This is a genomic window from Actinoplanes missouriensis 431 (assembly GCF_000284295.1).
GTDB classification, from domain to species: domain Bacteria; phylum Actinomycetota; class Actinomycetes; order Mycobacteriales; family Micromonosporaceae; genus Actinoplanes; species Actinoplanes missouriensis.
Genome location: NC_017093.1, coordinates 2,665,496 through 2,682,483 on the forward strand (window position 1 = coordinate 2,665,496; position 16,988 = coordinate 2,682,483).

Genomic DNA, 16,988 nt, shown 5'->3' on the forward strand with positions numbered 1-16,988 from the left:
CGCGGCGGCCTCCCGCCCTCAGCGCCGACTGTGACGTAACGTCACAGTCGACTGTCGTCCGGACCGGCGGGAGAGCCGATGAGAAGCCTGGTGATCACCGCGCCGTTCCGTGCCGAGGTCGCGGAGGTGCCGGATCCGGTGCCGGGGGAGGGCCAGGTCGTCGTCGAGGTCTCCCACGCGGGTGTGTGCGGGACGGACCTGGAGATCTTCTCCGGTCAGTTGCCGTACTTCGCCGACGGGACGGCGTCGTTCCCGATCCGCATCGGTCACGAGTGGTGCGGGCATGTCGTCGATGCCGGCTCCGGTGTCAACCCGGACTGGCACGGCGCGTTCGTCACCGGGGACACCCAGATCGGATGCGGCACCTGCCGGCACTGCCGTCGCGGGCAGCACAACATCTGCGCCGACCGGTGTGAGATCGGCATCCGTGGTGGCTGGCACGGCGCGCTCGCCGACCGCCTGCTCGTCCCTGAGCCGGCTCTCTTCCGGCTGCCGGCAGGGCTCCCACCGCCCGCCGCGGCGTTCGCCGAGCCGTCCGGCACCGCGGTACGGGCCGTCGCCGTCGCGGATGTCGAGGCAGGGCAGCGGGTCTGCGTGTGGGGACCGGGGACCATCGGGTTGCTCGTGCTGCAGGCCGCGCGGGCCCGGGGCGCGATCGTGGACGTGGTCGGCACCAGGCCTGAGCAGTTGGACCTCGCCCGGCGGCTGGGCGCCCACCGGACGTACACGCCGGACACCGCACCGGACGGCGAACATCTCGTGGTCGTGGACGCCACCGGGGCCGCGGGAGTGCCGGCCCGCACGATCACACAGGTCGACGCTGGTGGGGTGGTCGTGCTCATCGGCGTACCCGGCAGCGCGGCTCTGTCGGATGCGCGCGACGTCGTCCTCAAGGACCTGCGGGTGATCGGCATCCTCGCCGGCTCCGCGGGGCTGGGCTCAGCGATCGATCTGATCGCCGGCGGCGAGATCACTCCGGAACCGTTGATCGGCGAGGTGATCCGGCTGGACGACGTGCCGCGATACCTGCTCGACAAGGGGGCCACCTATCCCAGCGGGGCGACGAAGACCCTGGTGAACCTGCGACTGGGCTAACCGAGCGCCTCGGCCAGAGCGTCGTCGAAAGTGCGGAGCACCCGGGTACGCATGTCGCAACTCGTCTCTGTGATCTCGAACCGGCAGGGGTCTTCCTGACCGAACACCGAGGCACTGACCTGGATCCCGGCGTGCGGCCGACCGGTGTGCAGCGAGACACCCCAGGCCAGGACGTCCCTGGTGAAGGCGCAGGCATCCCTCGGCCCGCCGCCGATGTCTCGTTCCCGCAGCACCTGCGAGGAGCAGAAGCAGCCGTCGCGATCCGTCTCGATGATCGTTCCGTCGACCGAGACCGGCGACACCGCCTGTTTGAGCTGGGTGTCGTGCGGGATCTCTCGGCTGTGCCGGACCAGGTCGCGCATCGACCGCATGGTGTCGAGCGTGTGTCCGGCCCGGCGGGCCTCGTGGCCCGCGCGGACGAAGTCCGGCCACACCGACATGGCCTGGGTGGCGATCCATGCCCAGTACAGCTCCTGCGCGTTCAGCAGGTCACTACCCAGGGAGAAGTTGAACATGTCGAAGAGCGCCGGCTCGGTGTCGTCGGTGAGCAGCCCCTTCTCTCGGCAGATCCGGAAGTCCTGCGAACCGGGGATCGGGTAGAACGGATTGGTCATGAACGGCACGCCGCGCTCCAGCATGGTCGCCGAGTCGTACGCCATCTCGGCCATCTCCTGGCCGGGCAGTCCGACGATCAGTGACGCCGAGGCGGTCACCCCCTCGCTGCGGAACCACGACGCGCCCGCCTGCACCTTGTCGGCGGAGGTGAAACCTTTCTTGATCTGCCGGAGGCGGAACCCGCTGGTGGTCTCCAGGCCGAAGAAGAGCCGCTTGAATCCGGCCTCGGCCATGACGGCGGCGATTTCCCTGGTCATGCCGATGACGGTGATGCCGTTGGGCAGGAACAGCTCCACGTCCATCTTCTCGGCGATCAGTGCGTGGCACAGGCTCAGGACACGATCCATGTCGAAGGTGAAGTTGTCGTCCTCGATGTGGAAGCCGCGAACACCGTACGCCGCCACGGCGTGCCGGATCTCCTCCACGACGCTCTGCACACTCCGGGCGCGGAACGCCTTCCCGACGGTCGCATGGACCGTGCAGAACGAGCAGGAGAACGGGCAGCCGCGGCTGGTGATCAGGGTGCCGTTGCCGGCGTAGTCGGCGAAGTCCACCTGATCGAAAGCGGGCCAGGGCAGCCCGTCCAGGTCCTGGATCCAGGATCGATTCGGCGTGATGTGCCGGCGATGCTCCCCGGCCGGGCAGTCGCAGTAGCCGTCACCGCACCGGAATCCGACACCGTCGAGGCCGGCCGGCTGTTCGCCCCCGGCCAGTGCCAGCAGCAGGCGGGGGAAGGTGCGCTCGGCTTCGCCGAGCACCACCAGGTCGGCTGCCGAGTGGGTCAGGCAGTGCTCCGGCATGGCGGTGGGATGCTGCCCGCCGAGCACGACCGTGGCGTCCGGGACGAGCCGGCGGGCCATGCCGCACGTCTGGTAGGCCGGCTCGTAGTAGGGGGTGAACATGCAGGAGACGCCGACGACGTCCGGCTGCGCGGCCGCTATCGCCGCTGCGATCCGCTCCCAGGACGCCCCCCAGTGCACCAGGTGCTTCCAGTACGGATGGGCGTCCAGCTTGACGCGGTCGGCGACGGTGAGGTCCTCGTCGGCGACCACATGGTTGTCGTCCAGGTAGGCGAGTGAATCGAAGAGGGATACCTCGTGGCCTTCCTTCTTCAGCGCCGCGGCGAGATACATCAGCCCGATCGGCAGGTGCCGGCCGATCTTGACCATGAATGCGCGTACCGGCGGCTTGACGAGCAACACCTTCGTCATCGGTCGCCGGCCAGTCTGCGACGCAGCTCGGGAAGGGCCAGGGCGAGAGCGAAGGCGCTGCCCGGCTGGTATTCGGCGCGCTCGTGCCAGGCGCTCAAGCGCGAGTCCCGATGGTCGATGAACTGCACCGGCGGGGATCCGGGGGTGGGCATGGATACCTCCCAGTTCGCGATGATCTTCTTCTTGAGCGAGGCGCCGAACAGGGCGTCCTCGACGTCGACGAGGACGGCGACCGTGGTGGTGCCGCTCAAGCAGTCGATGCCGATGCCGAGGCAGGTCAGGGTCAGCATCCCGTCCGGTTCGCGGTCCAGCAGGTCCCGGGCCTCGGGGAAGTTCAGGAACCAGTCCGGATCGTGCCGTCGCTCCAGCACCTCGCCGATCAGCTCCTCGTAGTCGAACAGCTCTTCGAGGTACTCCTTGACGAGGTTGTAGCCGATGATGCCGAGCTTGCTGCGGTGGCCGGCCAGCTCGTTCTCCGCCAGCCCGAAGTTCGGGATCACCGCCTTGGCGTTCGGCGCGGTCAGCACCTCACCGCTGCGGGACTGGATGGCGATCTCGTACGAGTGGGAGGTGCGCACGGCGAAGACGGCGAGCACACCGACGGAGAACGGGGCCGGCCGTGCGACGCCGGCTTGCGGAGGACCCGGCAGGAATCGGTCCCGTACCGGGGTCCGGATCCTCCGCCACCACCCGCCTGCCGCGCCGGCGAACGTCTCGTCCTCGAGCGCGATCAGGGACGACGCGAGGGCGAAATAGCGGCAGGGCCGGGTCGCCAGGAGGGTGTCCTCGTCCGGCTGTACGACGTCGAGGTAAAGCGATCGCTGGGATGTCTCGTAGAGCTTCGTGCCCAGCCGCAGGCGCCGTCTGATGGCTCGCATGTCCGGCTGTGGCGGTGACGCGGGCGCCGGTCGCTGGGTGAGCGGCCAGTCCGCCGTCATCTCCAGCCGCCGATTGAAGATCCACTCGTCGGGGGCGATGACCGGGATCGTGGTGGTCGTGCCGTTGATGTCGGCGGTGAACAGCGCGACGCCCCGGCGCGCGTAATAGGTCAGCAGCCAGTCGCGCACCCGCTGACTGCGTAGAAGGTCTCCGCGTCTGCGGGCTGCCCGGCTGCTGCGCAGGGCCCGCAGGCGCCGGGCGGCGGCCGGGACGAGTGCCAGCGCTGCCCCGAACAGTGCTCCGATGAAGGCGAACAGGATCTCGGTCCACACGGGCCAGTCACTCCTCGCGGCGGGGCGGCTTCGTAGTGTTACCCACCCCGAAGTGTGCCGAGCATCGGCAAACTTGGAAAGACGCTCGCCTCGCGAGATTGCGGGGACTGCTTCACGCCGTACTCAGAAAAGGTCTTCCTCCCGGAATTCTCCGGTGGCGTCGGGGCGCTCTCGCAACTCCACCCGGCGGATCTTGCCGGAGATCGTTTTCGGCAGCTCGGCGAACTCGATACGGCGAATGCGCTTGTAGGGCGCCAGATTCTCCCGGCAGTGCAGCAGGATCGCCCGGGCCGTCTCCGCGGTCGGCGACCAGCCCTCGGCGAGCGCCACATAGGCCTTCGGCACCGCGAGCCGCACCGGATCCGGGGACGGCACCACCGCGGCCTCGGCCACCGCGTCGTGCTCGATCAGCACGCTCTCCAGCTCGAACGGCGAGATCCGGTAGTCCGAGGCCTTGAACACGTCATCCGTGCGTCCCACATAGGTGACATAACCGTCCGCATCGCGGGAACCGATGTCGCCGGTGTGGTAGTAGCCGCCGGCCATCGCCTCGGCGTTGCGGTCGGGGTCGCCGTGGTAGCCGAGCATCAGTCCGAGAGGGCGTTCGCGCAGGTCGAGGCAGATTTCGCCCTCGTCGCTCTCGGCGCCGGTCGCCGGGTCGACCAGCGCCACCTTATAGCCGGGCGTCGGCCGGCCCATCGAGCCGGGCTTCACGGTCTGACCGGGGGTGTTGGCGATCTGCACGGTCGTCTCGGTCTGCCCGAACCCGTCCCGGATCGTCACACCCCAGGCCCGCTGCACCTGCTCGATCACCTCGGGGTTGAGCGGCTCCCCGGCGCCGACCACAGTGGCCGGCGGGTTCCGCAACTGCGTCAGGTCGGACTGCACCAGCATCCGCCACACCGTCGGCGGCGCGCAGAAACTCGTCACCCCGCATCTGTCCATCTGTGTAAGCAGACTCGACGCGTCGAAGCGTCTGTAGTTGTAGATGAACACGCATGCCAGCGCGTTCCACGGCGCGAAGACGTTGCTCCACGCGTGCTTCGCCCAGCCGGGGGAGGAGATGTTCAGATGCACGTCGCCGGGGCGCAGCCCGATCCAGTACATCGTCGACAGATGCCCGACGGGGTAGGACGCGTGGGTGTGCTCGACGAGTTTCGGCAGCGCGGTGGTCCCGGAGGTGAAATAGAGCAGCAGCGAGTCGTCCGCCCTGGTCACGCCATCGGGGGTGAACGCCGCATCGGCGTCGTCGGCATCCGCGTATGCGATCCAGCCGGCCTGCGGGGCGCCGACCGCGATCCGCGTGTAATCACCCTTCACGTCCGCGAACTTGCCGGTGTCCGCCGCACCGACGATCACGTGCGCGGCTCGCCCCCGGTCGAGGCGGTCCCGCAGGTCAGCCGGCCCGAGCAGCGGCGTCGCCGGGATCACCACGGCGCCCAGCTTCATCGTCGCGAGCAGGCACTCCCACAGCTCCACCTGGTTGCCGAGCATCAGGATCACCCGGTCGCCGCGCCTCACCCCGAGGCCGCGCAGCCAGTTCGCCACCCGGCTCGACCGCGCGGACATCTCGGCGAACGTGTGCCGCTGCTCCGAGCCGTCCTCCTCCACGATCCACAGCGCCGTCCGCGGCCCCGCCTCGCCGGCCGCCTCCGCGTCGAACCAGTCGATCGCCCAGTTGAAGGTGTCCAGCTGCGGCCACCGGAAATCCCGATAGGCGGTGTCGTAATCGTCGCGGTGCGCCAGGAGGAACTCACGGGCCTGCCGGAACGTGGTCATGGCCTCACCTTATTCGCCGCGGAAGACCGGTGGGCGCCGCTCCAGGCTGGCCCGGATCCCCTCGGAGCTGTCCGCGGTCGCCCACAGCACCTTCTGCTCACTGAGTTCGTGCGCCAGCGCGTCCCGCACCCGCGCGGCCAGATCCCCGCGCAGCGTCGCCCGGATCGACCGCACCGCCAGCGGCGCCGCCTCGGCGATCTGCGCCGCCAGCTCCATCGCCGCCGCACGCACCCGCCCCGGCTCGGCCAGCCGATCCGCCAGCCCGAGACGCAGGGCCTCCTCGCCGCCGACCCGCCGCCCGGTGAGCAGCATGTCCGCCGCGGCCTGCCGCCCGACGATCTCCGGCAGCGTCACGCTGATCCCGAACCCCTGATGGAACCCGAGCCGCGCGAAATTCGCGACGAACCGGCTGGACGGCTCCGCCACCCGGAAATCCGCTGCGCACGCCAGCCCGAGACCACCACCCACCGCGGTGCCCTGCACGGCCGCGATCAGCGGAGTCCGGATCTCGAACAGCTGAGCGGCCTTCTCGTACAGCCGCCGCGCCGCCGTGACATGGTCGGCCGCGAACTCGCCGCTGCCGAAATCCGCGCCACCACAGAAATGCTTGCCCTGGGACGCGAGAACGATGACCCGGCACTGCTTGTCGCCGTCCAGGTCACGCGCCGCATCGACGATCCGGCCGATCAGGGCCTCGTCGAAATGGTTCGCGGGCGGCCGCCGCATCTCCAGTAGGGCGATCCCGTCACCGACGGTCACCGACAGATCAGAACTCACGGCTGATCTTATCGTCGCCGCGGCGGGCGGTCGCTAGCCGCCGCCGGTGCCGGCGCGCTCGACCAGGACGAACACCAGCGCGCCCACGGCCACGATCGCCGCCGTCGCGGCGATCACGACAAGGAGGATCGCCCAACCCCGGTCCTTCGGTTCCGGCTGGTGCCGGGTCCGGGCAATGGAGGGGTACGCGGTGAGCATGCTCGCGGCGGACCGAAGGAGTTCGTCGTGGTTGTGGGGCGGGGGAGGGAGCCGTGAGGTCGGCGGTTTCGTGACGACGGGTGGTGGTGGTGCTGGTTCGGGGGTTGTCCCGGGTCGTTCTGGTTCGTCGGGTTTCTGGGTTTCTTCGGGTTCGTCGGGGGCTTCCGGGTCCCAGAACGGCTCCACGTAGCGGGACTGTGTCCCGTGCTGCGGAGGTGGTTCCGGGTCCTCCATCTCCGGTAGCCAGGCGGGCTCGACTTCCGGTTGCGGGTCTTCGAGCTGAGGGTCTTCGAGCTGAGGGTCTTCGAGCTGCGGGTCTTCCAGCTGGGGATTCTTCTGCTGCGGTTTCTTCTGCTGAAGGGGCGGTGGCTGGGGCGGGACCCGGTACACGCCGGGTGGATCGAGGAGTTGTCGGTTCGGCGGTGCGGCTTCCACCCGTACCGGGGAAGGGTCTTGGAGATAAGCCCGCGCCCGGGCGACCGCCTGGTGTTGCGCGCCGAGGGCCGCCGGGCCGTGCTGGGCGACCCGGGTGAACGCCTTGCGGGCCTCGTGGCGGTTGCCCAGCTCCTCCGCGACCTGGCCGAGGTCGTAGGAGACCCGCAGCATGATCGGGCTCGCGTCACCGTGCCGAGGCCGGCCGGCGGCGTAGGCTTCCTCCAGCACCCGGCGCGCCCCGGCCGGATCACCGATGCGGCGCGAGAGGGCCGCCAGGTGCAGCTGCGTGCTGAGCACCTCGGGGTGATCCTCACCGAGCCGCGTCTGACCCAGCTCCACGGCACGCTCCAGCAGCAGGCGAGCGCCATCCGGATCGCCCGAGGCGACCAGCCGGCGAGCCCGCTCCAGAGCCTGCGTCAGCGGGGGCACGCCCTCATGCTGCCCGTTCCGCCGCGCCCCGGCCACCCCTGCTTTGGGCGCCGTTCAGGGCCGTGTACAGTTCTGACCTGTGCGGCACGAGGGGCAAGCCCCGCGATAAGCTGCATAAGTGCAGGTCCGGGTGGCGGAATGGCAGACGCGCTAGCTTGAGGTGCTAGTGCCCTTTATCGGGCGTGGGGGTTCAAGTCCCCCCTCGGACACGCGTTATACACAAGGCCGAAGTCGTCATTGACGACCTCGGCCTTCAGTGTTTTCAGGCCTGGTTGGTAGGTCATGCAGGCCGATGCGGCTGTACAGCTCGGCGCGGTCGCGGGAGCCTGGCATGTCAAAGCCCACAGTCTTCCGGTACGCCCGGCGAACACTCCCCGGGCGCGCCCGCGACCGTCTGCCTGCTTCCGGCCATGGCGATTGACACGTCCTCATCCCCGGCTCGATCACCGTGGTCCAGCAGCTGCTCGCGGCCGGCCCGATCGACGAACTGCGCCTGCTCGTCCACCCGGTCGCCGGCCGCAAGGGCCAGCGCCTCTTCGACGAGGGCGACAGCGCGTACCACCTCAAGGTGATCGCCACCGAGGCGTACCCGACCGGCGTCATCCGCGTCGTCGACGCCCCGTCTGAGCCGCCCGCGCCGACCGGCTACGACAAGGCCGCCGGCACCGTCAACGAGGGTGCATGACCGCCAATCGATCACCAGTGTCAGGTCGATGACCAGGACCGATCTGTGCCGGGAAGCGCTTCGCGGATCGGTCCCCGGGGCACAAGTGGCCACGGCGTTGTCAGCCAGCGCTCTATATCTCGACAATCAGGACGACCACGCTAAATCCGTCGCTCGCGCTCCCGGCCACCTCATATCCATCGGAGAGCGCGATCGGCGGTGAGTCCGACGCATCGCCGCACGACTACCACGACCTCAGCGCGGGTCGCTGTCCTCGGCGGGCTCCACGAACTCCGGGCTCTCGTCGGCGGCGTCCTCACTGGCCAGTTCGGGGACCGTGCTCTCGTCCCGGACGGCGGCCGCCACCTCGGGCGTCTCCTCGATCGGCGTCCACTGCTGCTCGCTCATACCTCTCCCTTACCCAGGAGGACAGCGTTGCCAACGGCTATCTTGCTCCGACGATTTTCCCCGGTCATGGGGACATGTTCTCGGACGAGGCCGCCGGTGGAGTGCCCGGTGCTGTCAGGCAGCTTGACACGGCGAGCGGCCGGCCGGCCTCCGTGCTGGTGAAACGGGAAGCCCTGGACGAGGGTTCCCATGACGCACATGGGACCACTTCGGCGCAAGACGGTGCTGACTGATGTCGGCCCGGTCGAGATCGTCGTGCCGCGGGATCGGGACGGCTCGTTCGAGCCGCAGATCGTCAAGAAGCGGCAGCGGCGGCTGACCGGGGTCGAGGACATGGTCGTCTCGCTATCGGCGAAAGGCCTGACCACGGGCGAGATCAGCGCTCACCTGGCCGAGGTGTATGGCGCCGAGGGTTACACCGCACCGACTGAGGCCGCTGCGGAGCAGCGGTTCTTGGAGTGCGCCGTATCCGTGCCCTCCGCTAACAGGAGTCTTGTCGGGCAGCCTGCCACGGGCAGACCACGCCGGCCGTCGTCGCGCCCGCCAGGATCCGGCCTGGTAGGGCCGTCCGGTCGTATCGGTCCTGGCTGGTGTGGGGGCGCTGGTGTTCCTGCTGGACATGAACTTCCAGTAGGCGGGGAAAACGCCGTTCGCGATTACGGCTCGCAGCAGGCACGGCCTCTGCGCCGGGCCTCCTCAGTCGCGGCGAGCGTGAGGGGTCAGCAGTGGAGGGCGTCGTGGAGGCGTTTCGCCTCGCGTACCACCCGGGTGCCACCACCACGGTGGGCGACCTCCGCCAGCCCGGGAATCTGCTGTCGTACGCCGACCGCCGAGGCGACCTGTGCGGCGAGCATGAGCAGATCCGGCAGCCCCCGAGGGGCCGGTGCGAGTAGGACCGGAACGGCTGCCGTTAGCAGTTCCCACACCGCGGCGGACGCGCCCGCGGCGTGGGCGTCGCACAAGCCGGGCACCACCCGGGTCAGTTTGACGCTGCCGTCGCCGCACAGGTCGCCGAGGTCGGCGCCGAGCCGGGCCGCGAACGGGGCCGGGCCGGCGGCCAGAGTCAGGAAGGCGTCCACGGCGGCGACCCGGTCGGTGTCGTGGCGGGCTCCCAGCCCGTAGGCGACGGCGAGCGACATCGCCGGGCCGAGTGGGCCGCCGGCGGTGGCGAGCAGTGGCAGCAGGCCGCCTTCCCCACGATTGTCCAGGTCGGCGAGGGCCGCGGTCCGGGGTAGTCCCCACGCGGCGATCACTTCACGGTGGTGGGGCAGCACCATGGTGCGCAGTTCTGCGGCGAGGGTGGGTTCGCGGGCGAACCAGTCCGGCTCCGGTGGGTGGGTCAGGGTGACGAGCCGCGGTTCGAAGCGTAGGCCTCGCATGGCGGTGGCAGCGAGGTTGGCCAGCACCCGGCGTGGTGCGAACGGTGACGTGGCGGAGAGCCGGAACGTCGGCCCGGAGCGTTGTTCCCAGCGGGTGCTGATCGGGTCGGGCAGCCCGCCGGCGGCGATCCAAGCGGCGAACCGGTGGCCGGCGGGGCTGGTCAGCCTCGCCGCCCGGGCCACCAGGCCGCCGGCGACGGTCCGGGGCGTCCGCAGCAGCGCCTGTTCCAGGTCCAGCTGCCAGGGCTGCCAGCCGTCGGCTTCGGCGCGGCACAGCCGGTCGAACAGCGTCTCGGCGGCGAGGTTGCCGTCGACGTGGGTGGGGGTGGACACCAGCATCGGGACCGGTGCGGCCGCGATGTTCATCGCGATCTCGCAGACGCGCAGCGGCAGCACGCCGTCCGGGCCGGTCGGCAGCACCGGTGTGTTCGCGGGGACGGGCCCGCCGTCCCAGGCCGCGCGGACGGCCTCGGTCATCCGTGCCCAGCCGGGGCCGCGCTGGCCGGGCCGCAGGACGGCATGGATCACCTCGCCGAGGAAACCGGCCGGCGCCTGGTGTCGCAGAGGGCCGACCCACAGCTGTGCCGAGCATCGTTTCAGTACCGGTTCGAGGACCGCCGCCAGGTCGTCGCGGGCGACGGTGGCAGCGAGACCCACCAGACCGGCGAGCACCCGTTCCCAGCGCACCGCCGACTCGTGGTGCACGATCGCGACGATCTCCTCGGCGAGTTCGGCAATGTCGGTGATCGGCGGCGGGAACCGGGCCGGCGGTGGCGGTGAAGGCAGCGCCGGCATCCCGGCCGGCGGCAGGACAACGGGCAGCGACGACGGCGGGGCCTGGACGGGAGAAGGGGTGGCGGCCAGCACAGGCCCGAACAGTGCTGCCGCTCGGGCGGCGGCGTCACCGGTGAGCACGGTGGCGGCCTGGGCGAGCCGGGCGGTGGTGGCGGTGTCGAGGCGGGTGCGGTGGCGTGCGATCGCCGCCAGGGCCCGGTCCTGGATGTCGAGGGCCGGGTGTTCGAACGCGGCGGCGGCCGTCTCAAGCACCTCACCGGCCCGGCCCGGCTCGCGGGCGGCCACCTTACCCAGCCAGGTCAGTTGCGCTTTCACGAGGGCTTTCTCCGGGCGGCGCAGGGTGCCCCCGCTCGCCTCGATCAGCGTGTCGATGTCGAGCCGGCCGGCGGCGTCGACGGCGAGCAGAGCCCGCTGCGCGACACCGGCGACCACCGACGGGGCCTCGGCGAGCATCCGGGTGAGCTCGGGCAGGAAACCGGCCAGTTCATCGACGGTGGGTGCGAGGGTGTCGAACTGCACCACGAAGGGCCTCAGGGCCGCCGCCCGGTCGCCGCGGGCGAGCCTGTCGACGGTGGCGGCCAGGATCCGGCGCCGGTCGAGGCGGCCCTCGGCGACCAGCTCGGCCACCACGAGGGGCAGGACCGGCCGGGGATCGTCGCGGTCGGCGGTCGCGTCCCACGACTGCTGGGCCGCCGCGTCACCCAGGCCGTCGATCTCGAAGACGGCGGGCAGCAGCAGGTCCAGCCACGGGTCGTCGCGCAACCGGGTCGCCAGCGGCGGGTGCCGCACGAGGCCGCGGGGCCGCAGCAGGTCCTGGAGCCAGCCCCGCACGACGCCTTCGGTGACCGGTGGCACCGCACCGGACTCCAGCAGCAGCGCCGAGGTCAGCCACCAGCCGCCGCCGCGGGCCGGCAGGCGCTCGGTGAGCCGGACGGCGAGCTCGCCCAGCCACGGAAGCGCGCGGGCCCGGAGGACCCGCAGCAAAGGCTCAGGGTCGTGGACGGCGGAGTTCCACGCGGTGTTCAGCTGCGGCCGGGTCAGCAGGGCGACGACGCGGGCGGTGGACGGCATGCAGGCGAGAGCGGCGAACACGTGCAGGGGCGCCGGGTCGCGGTCGAACGACAGCCCGTTCGGGCGGGTCAGGATCCGGTCCTGCACCTGGTCGGCGAAAGCGAGCCGCTGCTGCTCGCCGGCGGCGACGAACACGTCGGCGAGCTTGCCGAACGCTTTCCGCAGACCGAGCTCCTCGACCGTCTCCCACTCCAGGCTCACACCGTCACCCACCCCATGTCGACCATGACGCCGACCGTAACCGGTGCGTACGACATTTACTTTGATGTAGGGCCTTGAAGATCGATTCGGGGCGTTGCGCCGGGCGCGCATCAGCCAGGACAGTGACCGTTCCACGATGTAGCGCCGTGGCAGCACTGTGAACCCGACGTGCTTCGGTGGCTTCTTCACGACTTTGAAGGCAGGTCTACAAACTCAAACCGCTCCAACCAGCCACGTATCCGACTGCCTCCGTCGGCACGTCCAGCGGATCGGCGAGGAACAAGCCCAACGCCCGCACCACCGGGCGGCCCGCGGCGACCGCTACCTTGTGCGGCATGAACTACAGCTACTTCGCCGCCCGTTCCGACGCTGCCGCCATTGCGGTCCTGGACCGGCCCGGGAGTCCGGGTCAGTCGTTGGCGGACGCCGGCCTGCTCTCCGAGCTGGTCGACGGGGTGGGATTCTCCCAGGCGCTCGGCTACTACGCCGATCTCATCCTGGGCAGCGGCACCGACGTCGACCTCGAAGACTGGGAGCATCGCATCGACGCCACCACGGACGAGCGGAGGGTCATTCTCCGGGTGCCGCCGATCCTGGTCCGGGCCGTCGCAGACACCGACATCGAGCACCTGCACAGGCTGGTCCCGGCCTGGGCGCAGTTCCCGCACTTCGCCGAGCGGAACCCGGACCGCCTCCGCACCTTCGCCACCGACCTGCACCGCCTGTGTCGGACAGCCACCGAGGCGAACGGCGGCGTCTATTCCTACGGATGGGCCTGACCCGCCGGCCCCGTCACGGCGAACGCGCGCCAGCTAGTCGAGTGGACGGTCGAGCACCGCGGCGGTGACTACCTCGACCAGATGCCCTTCTTCGAGAACATGGACGCGTTCCCTACATCGGCCGTACCGAAGCGGTGGGCTTTGATCGACATCGACGGTGAGCCCCTGCCAGGGCGGTACGTGTTCGGTGAACCGGCCGCTCTGCACGCGTTCGGCGGGCGGTTCGGTATCACGTTCGAGGTCTACGCCGCTGGGTGAGGCCACGGCGCGGTCTGGTGGTCCCCAGACGCGAGCGCACCTCGGAAGGTCGTCCGGCCGGTCCGGGGTTGAGGAGGACCGGTACAGCGGTCAGCCCTGCGAATGGTCTTGTGGCGGTGAGATCTCAAGTTGCCGTAGCTGTCCGCGTCGCCGCTGACTGTCCCGACCCGCCGCAGGTCGAGATCCACACGTTCACCGTCGGCCGGATTACATCCACGCCAGCGACCAGCGCCGGGCGCGGATGGGCAACCAACCGTTCGACCGGCGTGGCGACCAGGGCCGGTGCACCGTCGCAATCACCGTGTCGCGGTACCGGTTTGCGATCAACAAGCGTCGTGTACCACGCGCCGAGGCCCTCGCTGCTCCGGTTCCGCATCACTCAGGATCCCCGGTCCGTCGCCGAAGTGGGAGACATGCCGGAGCAGATGTTCTTGCTGGCGAGTATCGTGATCACGTTTGCGTACGCGTCGATCACGGTGGCGATCCTGGGGCCGGTTTCCCGGGCCGGGCAACTGCGGACGAACAAGCTGGCCGTGGCCACCTCGATGATCTTCTTTAGTTGCGCCGTCGGGCATGCTCTCCACGCGATGATGGCCTACCAGGCCATTATCGCAGGGCCGCTGGCGCATCACCTGGCCGGTGAGACGGTCGGCTGGTCGTGGACCTCAGCGCTGTGGGACGCCACTACCGCCGCAGTCGGTGTCTACTACTGGACTTTGCGCCGTGGCTACGGGGTGCTGCTCGGTCCCGGGGGCATCTACGTCGACCCGTGGGGCCAGCACCGCCTCGATGAGGCTGCCGCCCGGGAACGCGCCGCCCGCGATCTCGCCGAAGCGCAACGCGCGACCTTGGCCACGGTGGTCGAGCACAGCGACGACGCGATCGTTGGGCTCACCCCTGAGGGGATGGTCACCGCCTGGAACCGGGGGGCCGAGAAACTGTTCGGCTACACCGCCGAGGAGATGCTGGGCCAGCGCGCCACCGTGCTGGCCGACGCCGCCGGCGCCGAGCACCAGAACGAGGTTCTGGCCGGCGTCCGTCACGGCGAAGGCGCCCGGTCGTACGAGGCACGGCGGTTGCGCAAGGACGGCACCCCGATCGACCTGGCCCTGACCATCACCCCGATCCTCGATCAGGCCGGCACGGTGATCGGTGTCTCGGCGATCGCCCGGGACATCACCGCCGCCAAAGAGGCCGCCGACCACCAGCGCGCGGTGGAGGAGCGCAGCCATCAGGCACAGCGCATGGAGAGCCTCGGCAAGCTGGCCGGTGGTGTCGCGCACGACTTCAACAACATCCTGGCCATCATCGGTAGCTACACCGACTTCGCGATCGAGGAGACCGCCGACCGGCCGCAGGTTCAGGCCGACCTGCGACAGGCCCGCACCGCGGTCGAGCGGGCGAGCAACCTGACACGGCAGCTACTCACCTTCACCCGCGGCGACGCCATCCAGCCTCAGGACGTCGACCTGAACGCTTCGCTCGCCGAGGTCCACGCCATGCTCGATCGCACCATCGGTGAGCACATCACCCTGATCGCCATACCCTGCGAGCAGCCGCTGACCGTGCATGCCGACCCCGGCCAGATCCAGCAGATTCTGCTGAACCTGGCCATCAACGCGCGTGACGCGATGCCGGAGGGCGGCACGATCGTGCTGGAGGTCAACCTCGCCACCCTCGACGGCGATGAGATCAACATGCAGCCGCCGCTGGCTGCCGGCACCTACGCCCGCCTGCTGGTCAGCGACACCGGCCACGGCATGTCGCCCGCCACCGCCGCCCGCATCTTCGAGCCGTTCTACACCACCAAACCCCACGGCAAAGGCACTGGACTCGGCCTGGCCACCGTCTACGGCATCGTCACCGAAGCCGGCGGTAGCATAAACGTCTACTCCGAGATCGACATCGGCACCACCTTCCGCATCTACCTGCCGCTGGTGACAGCACCTACCCGCGCCGGTACGGTCGTCAGCCGGCAGGCGCCATCGCCCGGCGACGGACGTACCGTGCTGATCGTGGAAGACGAACCGGCGCTGGCCCGGGTCGTGGCCCGCATCGTCGGCAACAACGGCTATCACGTCATCGTCGCCACTAACGGTCCCGAAGCCCTGGAACTGTACGAGCAGCACGGCTGCGACCTGCTGCTCACCGACGTGATCATGCCAGAGATGTCCGGGCCCCAGCTCGCCGAGATCCTGCACCAGCACGACCCGGGCCTGCCCGTGGTGTACATGTCCGGCTACAGCAACGGCCTGCTCGGCAAGACCCACGTCCTGGACGAGGACATTACCTTCCTGGAGAAGCCCTTCACCGCTGGCGACCTGCTGCACAAACTGGCGTCGGCCCGGCGGGCGAGCAGCATCGACCGGTAGAAGACACCCATTCCTCAAGGAACAGGACGGGGTGTTCCCCACGGCCCTGACCAGCCTCACCGGCAGCGACTGGGACACCGTCGACGCGGTACGCGAACGCGTCGGCATCCGTATCTCTCCAGCTGGAAGCCGATAGACCGCCGGAGAGTACTGGCGGGGTGCCCGAAACGTCCAGCCGATCGCCTGCTCTGCCGGGACGCGACAGTATTCACCGGCGGCCCGGTATCGGTGGTGATGGCAGTCCGGTGTGGACATAGGCTCGGCCGGTGCGTGGTGATGGGAACACCCGGGGCGGACTGCTCTCGTTATCGGTGAAGATCTTCGCTCTCTGGTTCGTGGCCGCGTTGCTCGCCTGGCCGGCGGTGGTGCTGGTGAGTCCCGGCGGCGCGGATGCTGCCGGTGAACGGCCGGGTACGGCTGTTCTGTGGCTGTCGGTGTCGGCGGCGCTCGCCGTGGCGGTGGCGTGGTGGTATCGGCCGGTGTGGCCGGGTCTGCGGCTTGTTCCGTTGCTGGGGCGGGCTGTTGCGGTGCTGGCGGCGGCCTCGTGCACGGTGTTCGCCTGGCACGCCGCGGGAATGCCGTCCTGGGGAGTGGCGGGACCCGCCGGCGGGAACGCACTGGTAGCCGTGCTCGGGTGTGTGGCGGTGTGGGCGGCGCTGGACCGTCTACCGCCGTCCTGGCTCGCCCTGCTCGGCGCGCTGACGTTGGGTGCCGGTATCGGTCTGGCTCTCGCCGTGGACGCGCGTGGCGCCATAGCGGTGCTGACCGGCGGGGGAACCGGGCCGCAAGCGGGGTTGCGGTGGGGAATGGTGCTGACGACGGTGCAGATCGCGGCGGTGGCGCTGCTCGTCATCGCCGGATGGCGGTTGTTCGATCAATGGCGCACGGGAACACTTGCGCACGCCGGAGACCGTAGTCAGGGCCAGTGGCCACCGAAGGCCGGTCAGGTCTGGTATGCCGATGTGCCGTTCCGGGAGGGTGACGGCGAGTCGAAGGATCGGCCTGTGCTCGTGGTGCGTACCGGCCGACGGCAGGCCGAGGTCCTGAAGATCACGAGTCAGGACAAGTCCCGGTATCCGGAGCACTACCTGTTCCTGCCGTACCCGAAATGGCGGCGGGTGCTGGACAAGAACAGCTGGCTGGAGTTGCGCCCGGTCACCCTGGACTATCACCGCTTCCACAACCTTCGAGGGCTGGCCCGCTACGGCACGGTGCGCACGGTTCGTGAACGGGTGAAGCCGCGTGCCACTTCATGAGCCTGCCGTCCAACAAGCTCGGCAGGGCTTGGTGCCCTAGCTGTGATGGCTCGAC

At 69.8% G+C, this 16,988-nt stretch carries 12 protein-coding genes, 1 tRNA gene and 2 pseudogenes; 8 read left to right on the forward strand and 7 right to left on the reverse strand.

Annotation, left to right across the window (positions count from 1 at the left end; all coding sequences use genetic code 11):
- The first annotated feature begins 78 nt into the window (after positions 1 to 78).
- Positions 79 to 1,095 carry a zinc-dependent alcohol dehydrogenase gene (locus AMIS_RS12600; protein ID WP_014442668.1) on the forward strand — a complete coding sequence of 339 codons (1,017 nt, stop codon included), beginning with the start codon at positions 79 to 81 and terminating at the stop codon, positions 1,093 to 1,095.
- Here AMIS_RS12600 and AMIS_RS12605 read toward each other — a convergent pair.
- From AMIS_RS12605 to AMIS_RS40475, 5 genes are all read right to left on the reverse strand, one after another.
- On the reverse strand, positions 1,092 to 2,921 hold the full coding sequence (locus AMIS_RS12605) for a B12-binding domain-containing radical SAM protein (protein ID WP_014442669.1): 1,830 nt from the start codon (positions 2,919 to 2,921) through the stop codon (positions 1,092 to 1,094). The two genes, AMIS_RS12600 and AMIS_RS12605, sit on opposite strands and share 4 nt — an antisense overlap.
- Positions 2,918 to 4,132 (reverse strand): hypothetical protein, encoded by a 1,215-nt coding sequence (locus tag AMIS_RS12610; protein ID WP_014442670.1) that lies wholly within the window; start codon positions 4,130 to 4,132, stop codon positions 2,918 to 2,920. The genes AMIS_RS12605 and AMIS_RS12610 overlap by 4 nt, the downstream gene beginning before the upstream one ends.
- 123 nt (positions 4,133 to 4,255) lie before the next feature.
- Entirely contained in the window at positions 4,256 to 5,911 is a 1,656-nt protein-coding gene (locus tag AMIS_RS12615) for an AMP-binding protein (protein WP_014442671.1), read from the reverse strand.
- Positions 5,912 to 5,920: 9 nt separating this feature from the next.
- Positions 5,921 to 6,688, reverse strand: a complete 768-nt coding sequence (locus AMIS_RS12620; protein ID WP_014442672.1) for an enoyl-CoA hydratase/isomerase family protein — start codon at positions 6,686 to 6,688, stop codon at positions 5,921 to 5,923.
- Positions 6,689 to 6,721: 33 nt separating this feature from the next.
- Positions 6,722 to 7,750 carry a tetratricopeptide repeat protein gene (locus AMIS_RS40475; RefSeq protein ID WP_172666582.1) on the reverse strand — a complete coding sequence of 343 codons (1,029 nt, stop codon included), beginning with the start codon at positions 7,748 to 7,750 and terminating at the stop codon, positions 6,722 to 6,724.
- A 124-nt stretch (positions 7,751 to 7,874) separates the two neighbouring features.
- On the opposite strand from AMIS_RS40475, the gene AMIS_RS12630 reads away from it, so the two are divergent.
- Together AMIS_RS12630 and AMIS_RS12635 are read left to right on the forward strand one after the other, a co-directional pair.
- A tRNA-Leu gene (locus AMIS_RS12630) sits at positions 7,875 to 7,959 on the forward strand.
- 215 nt (positions 7,960 to 8,174) lie between these two features.
- Positions 8,175 to 8,435 (forward strand): annotated as a pseudogene (locus AMIS_RS12635) (dihydrofolate reductase family protein); the annotation flags it as partial.
- Between the two features lie 234 nt (positions 8,436 to 8,669).
- On the opposite strand, the gene AMIS_RS43340 reads toward AMIS_RS12635, so the two are convergent.
- Positions 8,670 to 8,822: a hypothetical protein gene (locus tag AMIS_RS43340; RefSeq protein WP_014442675.1), complete on the reverse strand. Its 153-nt coding sequence runs from the start codon at positions 8,820 to 8,822 to the stop codon at positions 8,670 to 8,672.
- A 210-nt stretch (positions 8,823 to 9,032) separates the two neighbouring features.
- On the opposite strand from AMIS_RS43340, the pseudogene AMIS_RS41600 reads away from it, so the two are divergent.
- Positions 9,033 to 9,230: pseudogene (locus AMIS_RS41600) on the forward strand (transposase); the annotation flags it as partial.
- A gap of 311 nt (positions 9,231 to 9,541) precedes the next feature.
- On the opposite strand, the gene AMIS_RS12640 reads toward AMIS_RS41600, so the two are convergent.
- Positions 9,542 to 12,268, reverse strand: coding sequence for a DUF6493 family protein (locus AMIS_RS12640; RefSeq protein WP_157434831.1), 2,727 nt, complete (start codon positions 12,266 to 12,268; stop codon positions 9,542 to 9,544).
- A gap of 335 nt (positions 12,269 to 12,603) precedes the next feature.
- On the opposite strand from AMIS_RS12640, the gene AMIS_RS12645 reads away from it, so the two are divergent.
- The 4 genes from AMIS_RS12645 to AMIS_RS40480 all read left to right on the forward strand — a co-directional run bounded on the left by AMIS_RS12645 (position 12,604) and on the right by AMIS_RS40480 (position 16,933).
- Positions 12,604 to 13,047, forward strand: a complete 444-nt coding sequence (locus AMIS_RS12645; RefSeq protein WP_014442677.1) for a hypothetical protein — start codon at positions 12,604 to 12,606, stop codon at positions 13,045 to 13,047.
- Between the two features lie 81 nt (positions 13,048 to 13,128).
- On the forward strand, positions 13,129 to 13,305 hold the full coding sequence (locus AMIS_RS42580; protein ID WP_014442678.1) for a hypothetical protein: 177 nt from the start codon (positions 13,129 to 13,131) through the stop codon (positions 13,303 to 13,305).
- Positions 13,306 to 13,718: 413 nt separating this feature from the next.
- Positions 13,719 to 15,677, forward strand: coding sequence for a PAS domain-containing sensor histidine kinase (locus AMIS_RS12650; protein ID WP_014442679.1), 1,959 nt, complete (start codon positions 13,719 to 13,721; stop codon positions 15,675 to 15,677).
- A 311-nt stretch (positions 15,678 to 15,988) separates the two neighbouring features.
- Positions 15,989 to 16,933: a type II toxin-antitoxin system PemK/MazF family toxin gene (locus AMIS_RS40480; RefSeq protein ID WP_051041949.1), complete on the forward strand. Its 945-nt coding sequence runs from the start codon at positions 15,989 to 15,991 to the stop codon at positions 16,931 to 16,933.
- The last annotated feature ends 55 nt before the right edge of the window (positions 16,934 to 16,988 follow it).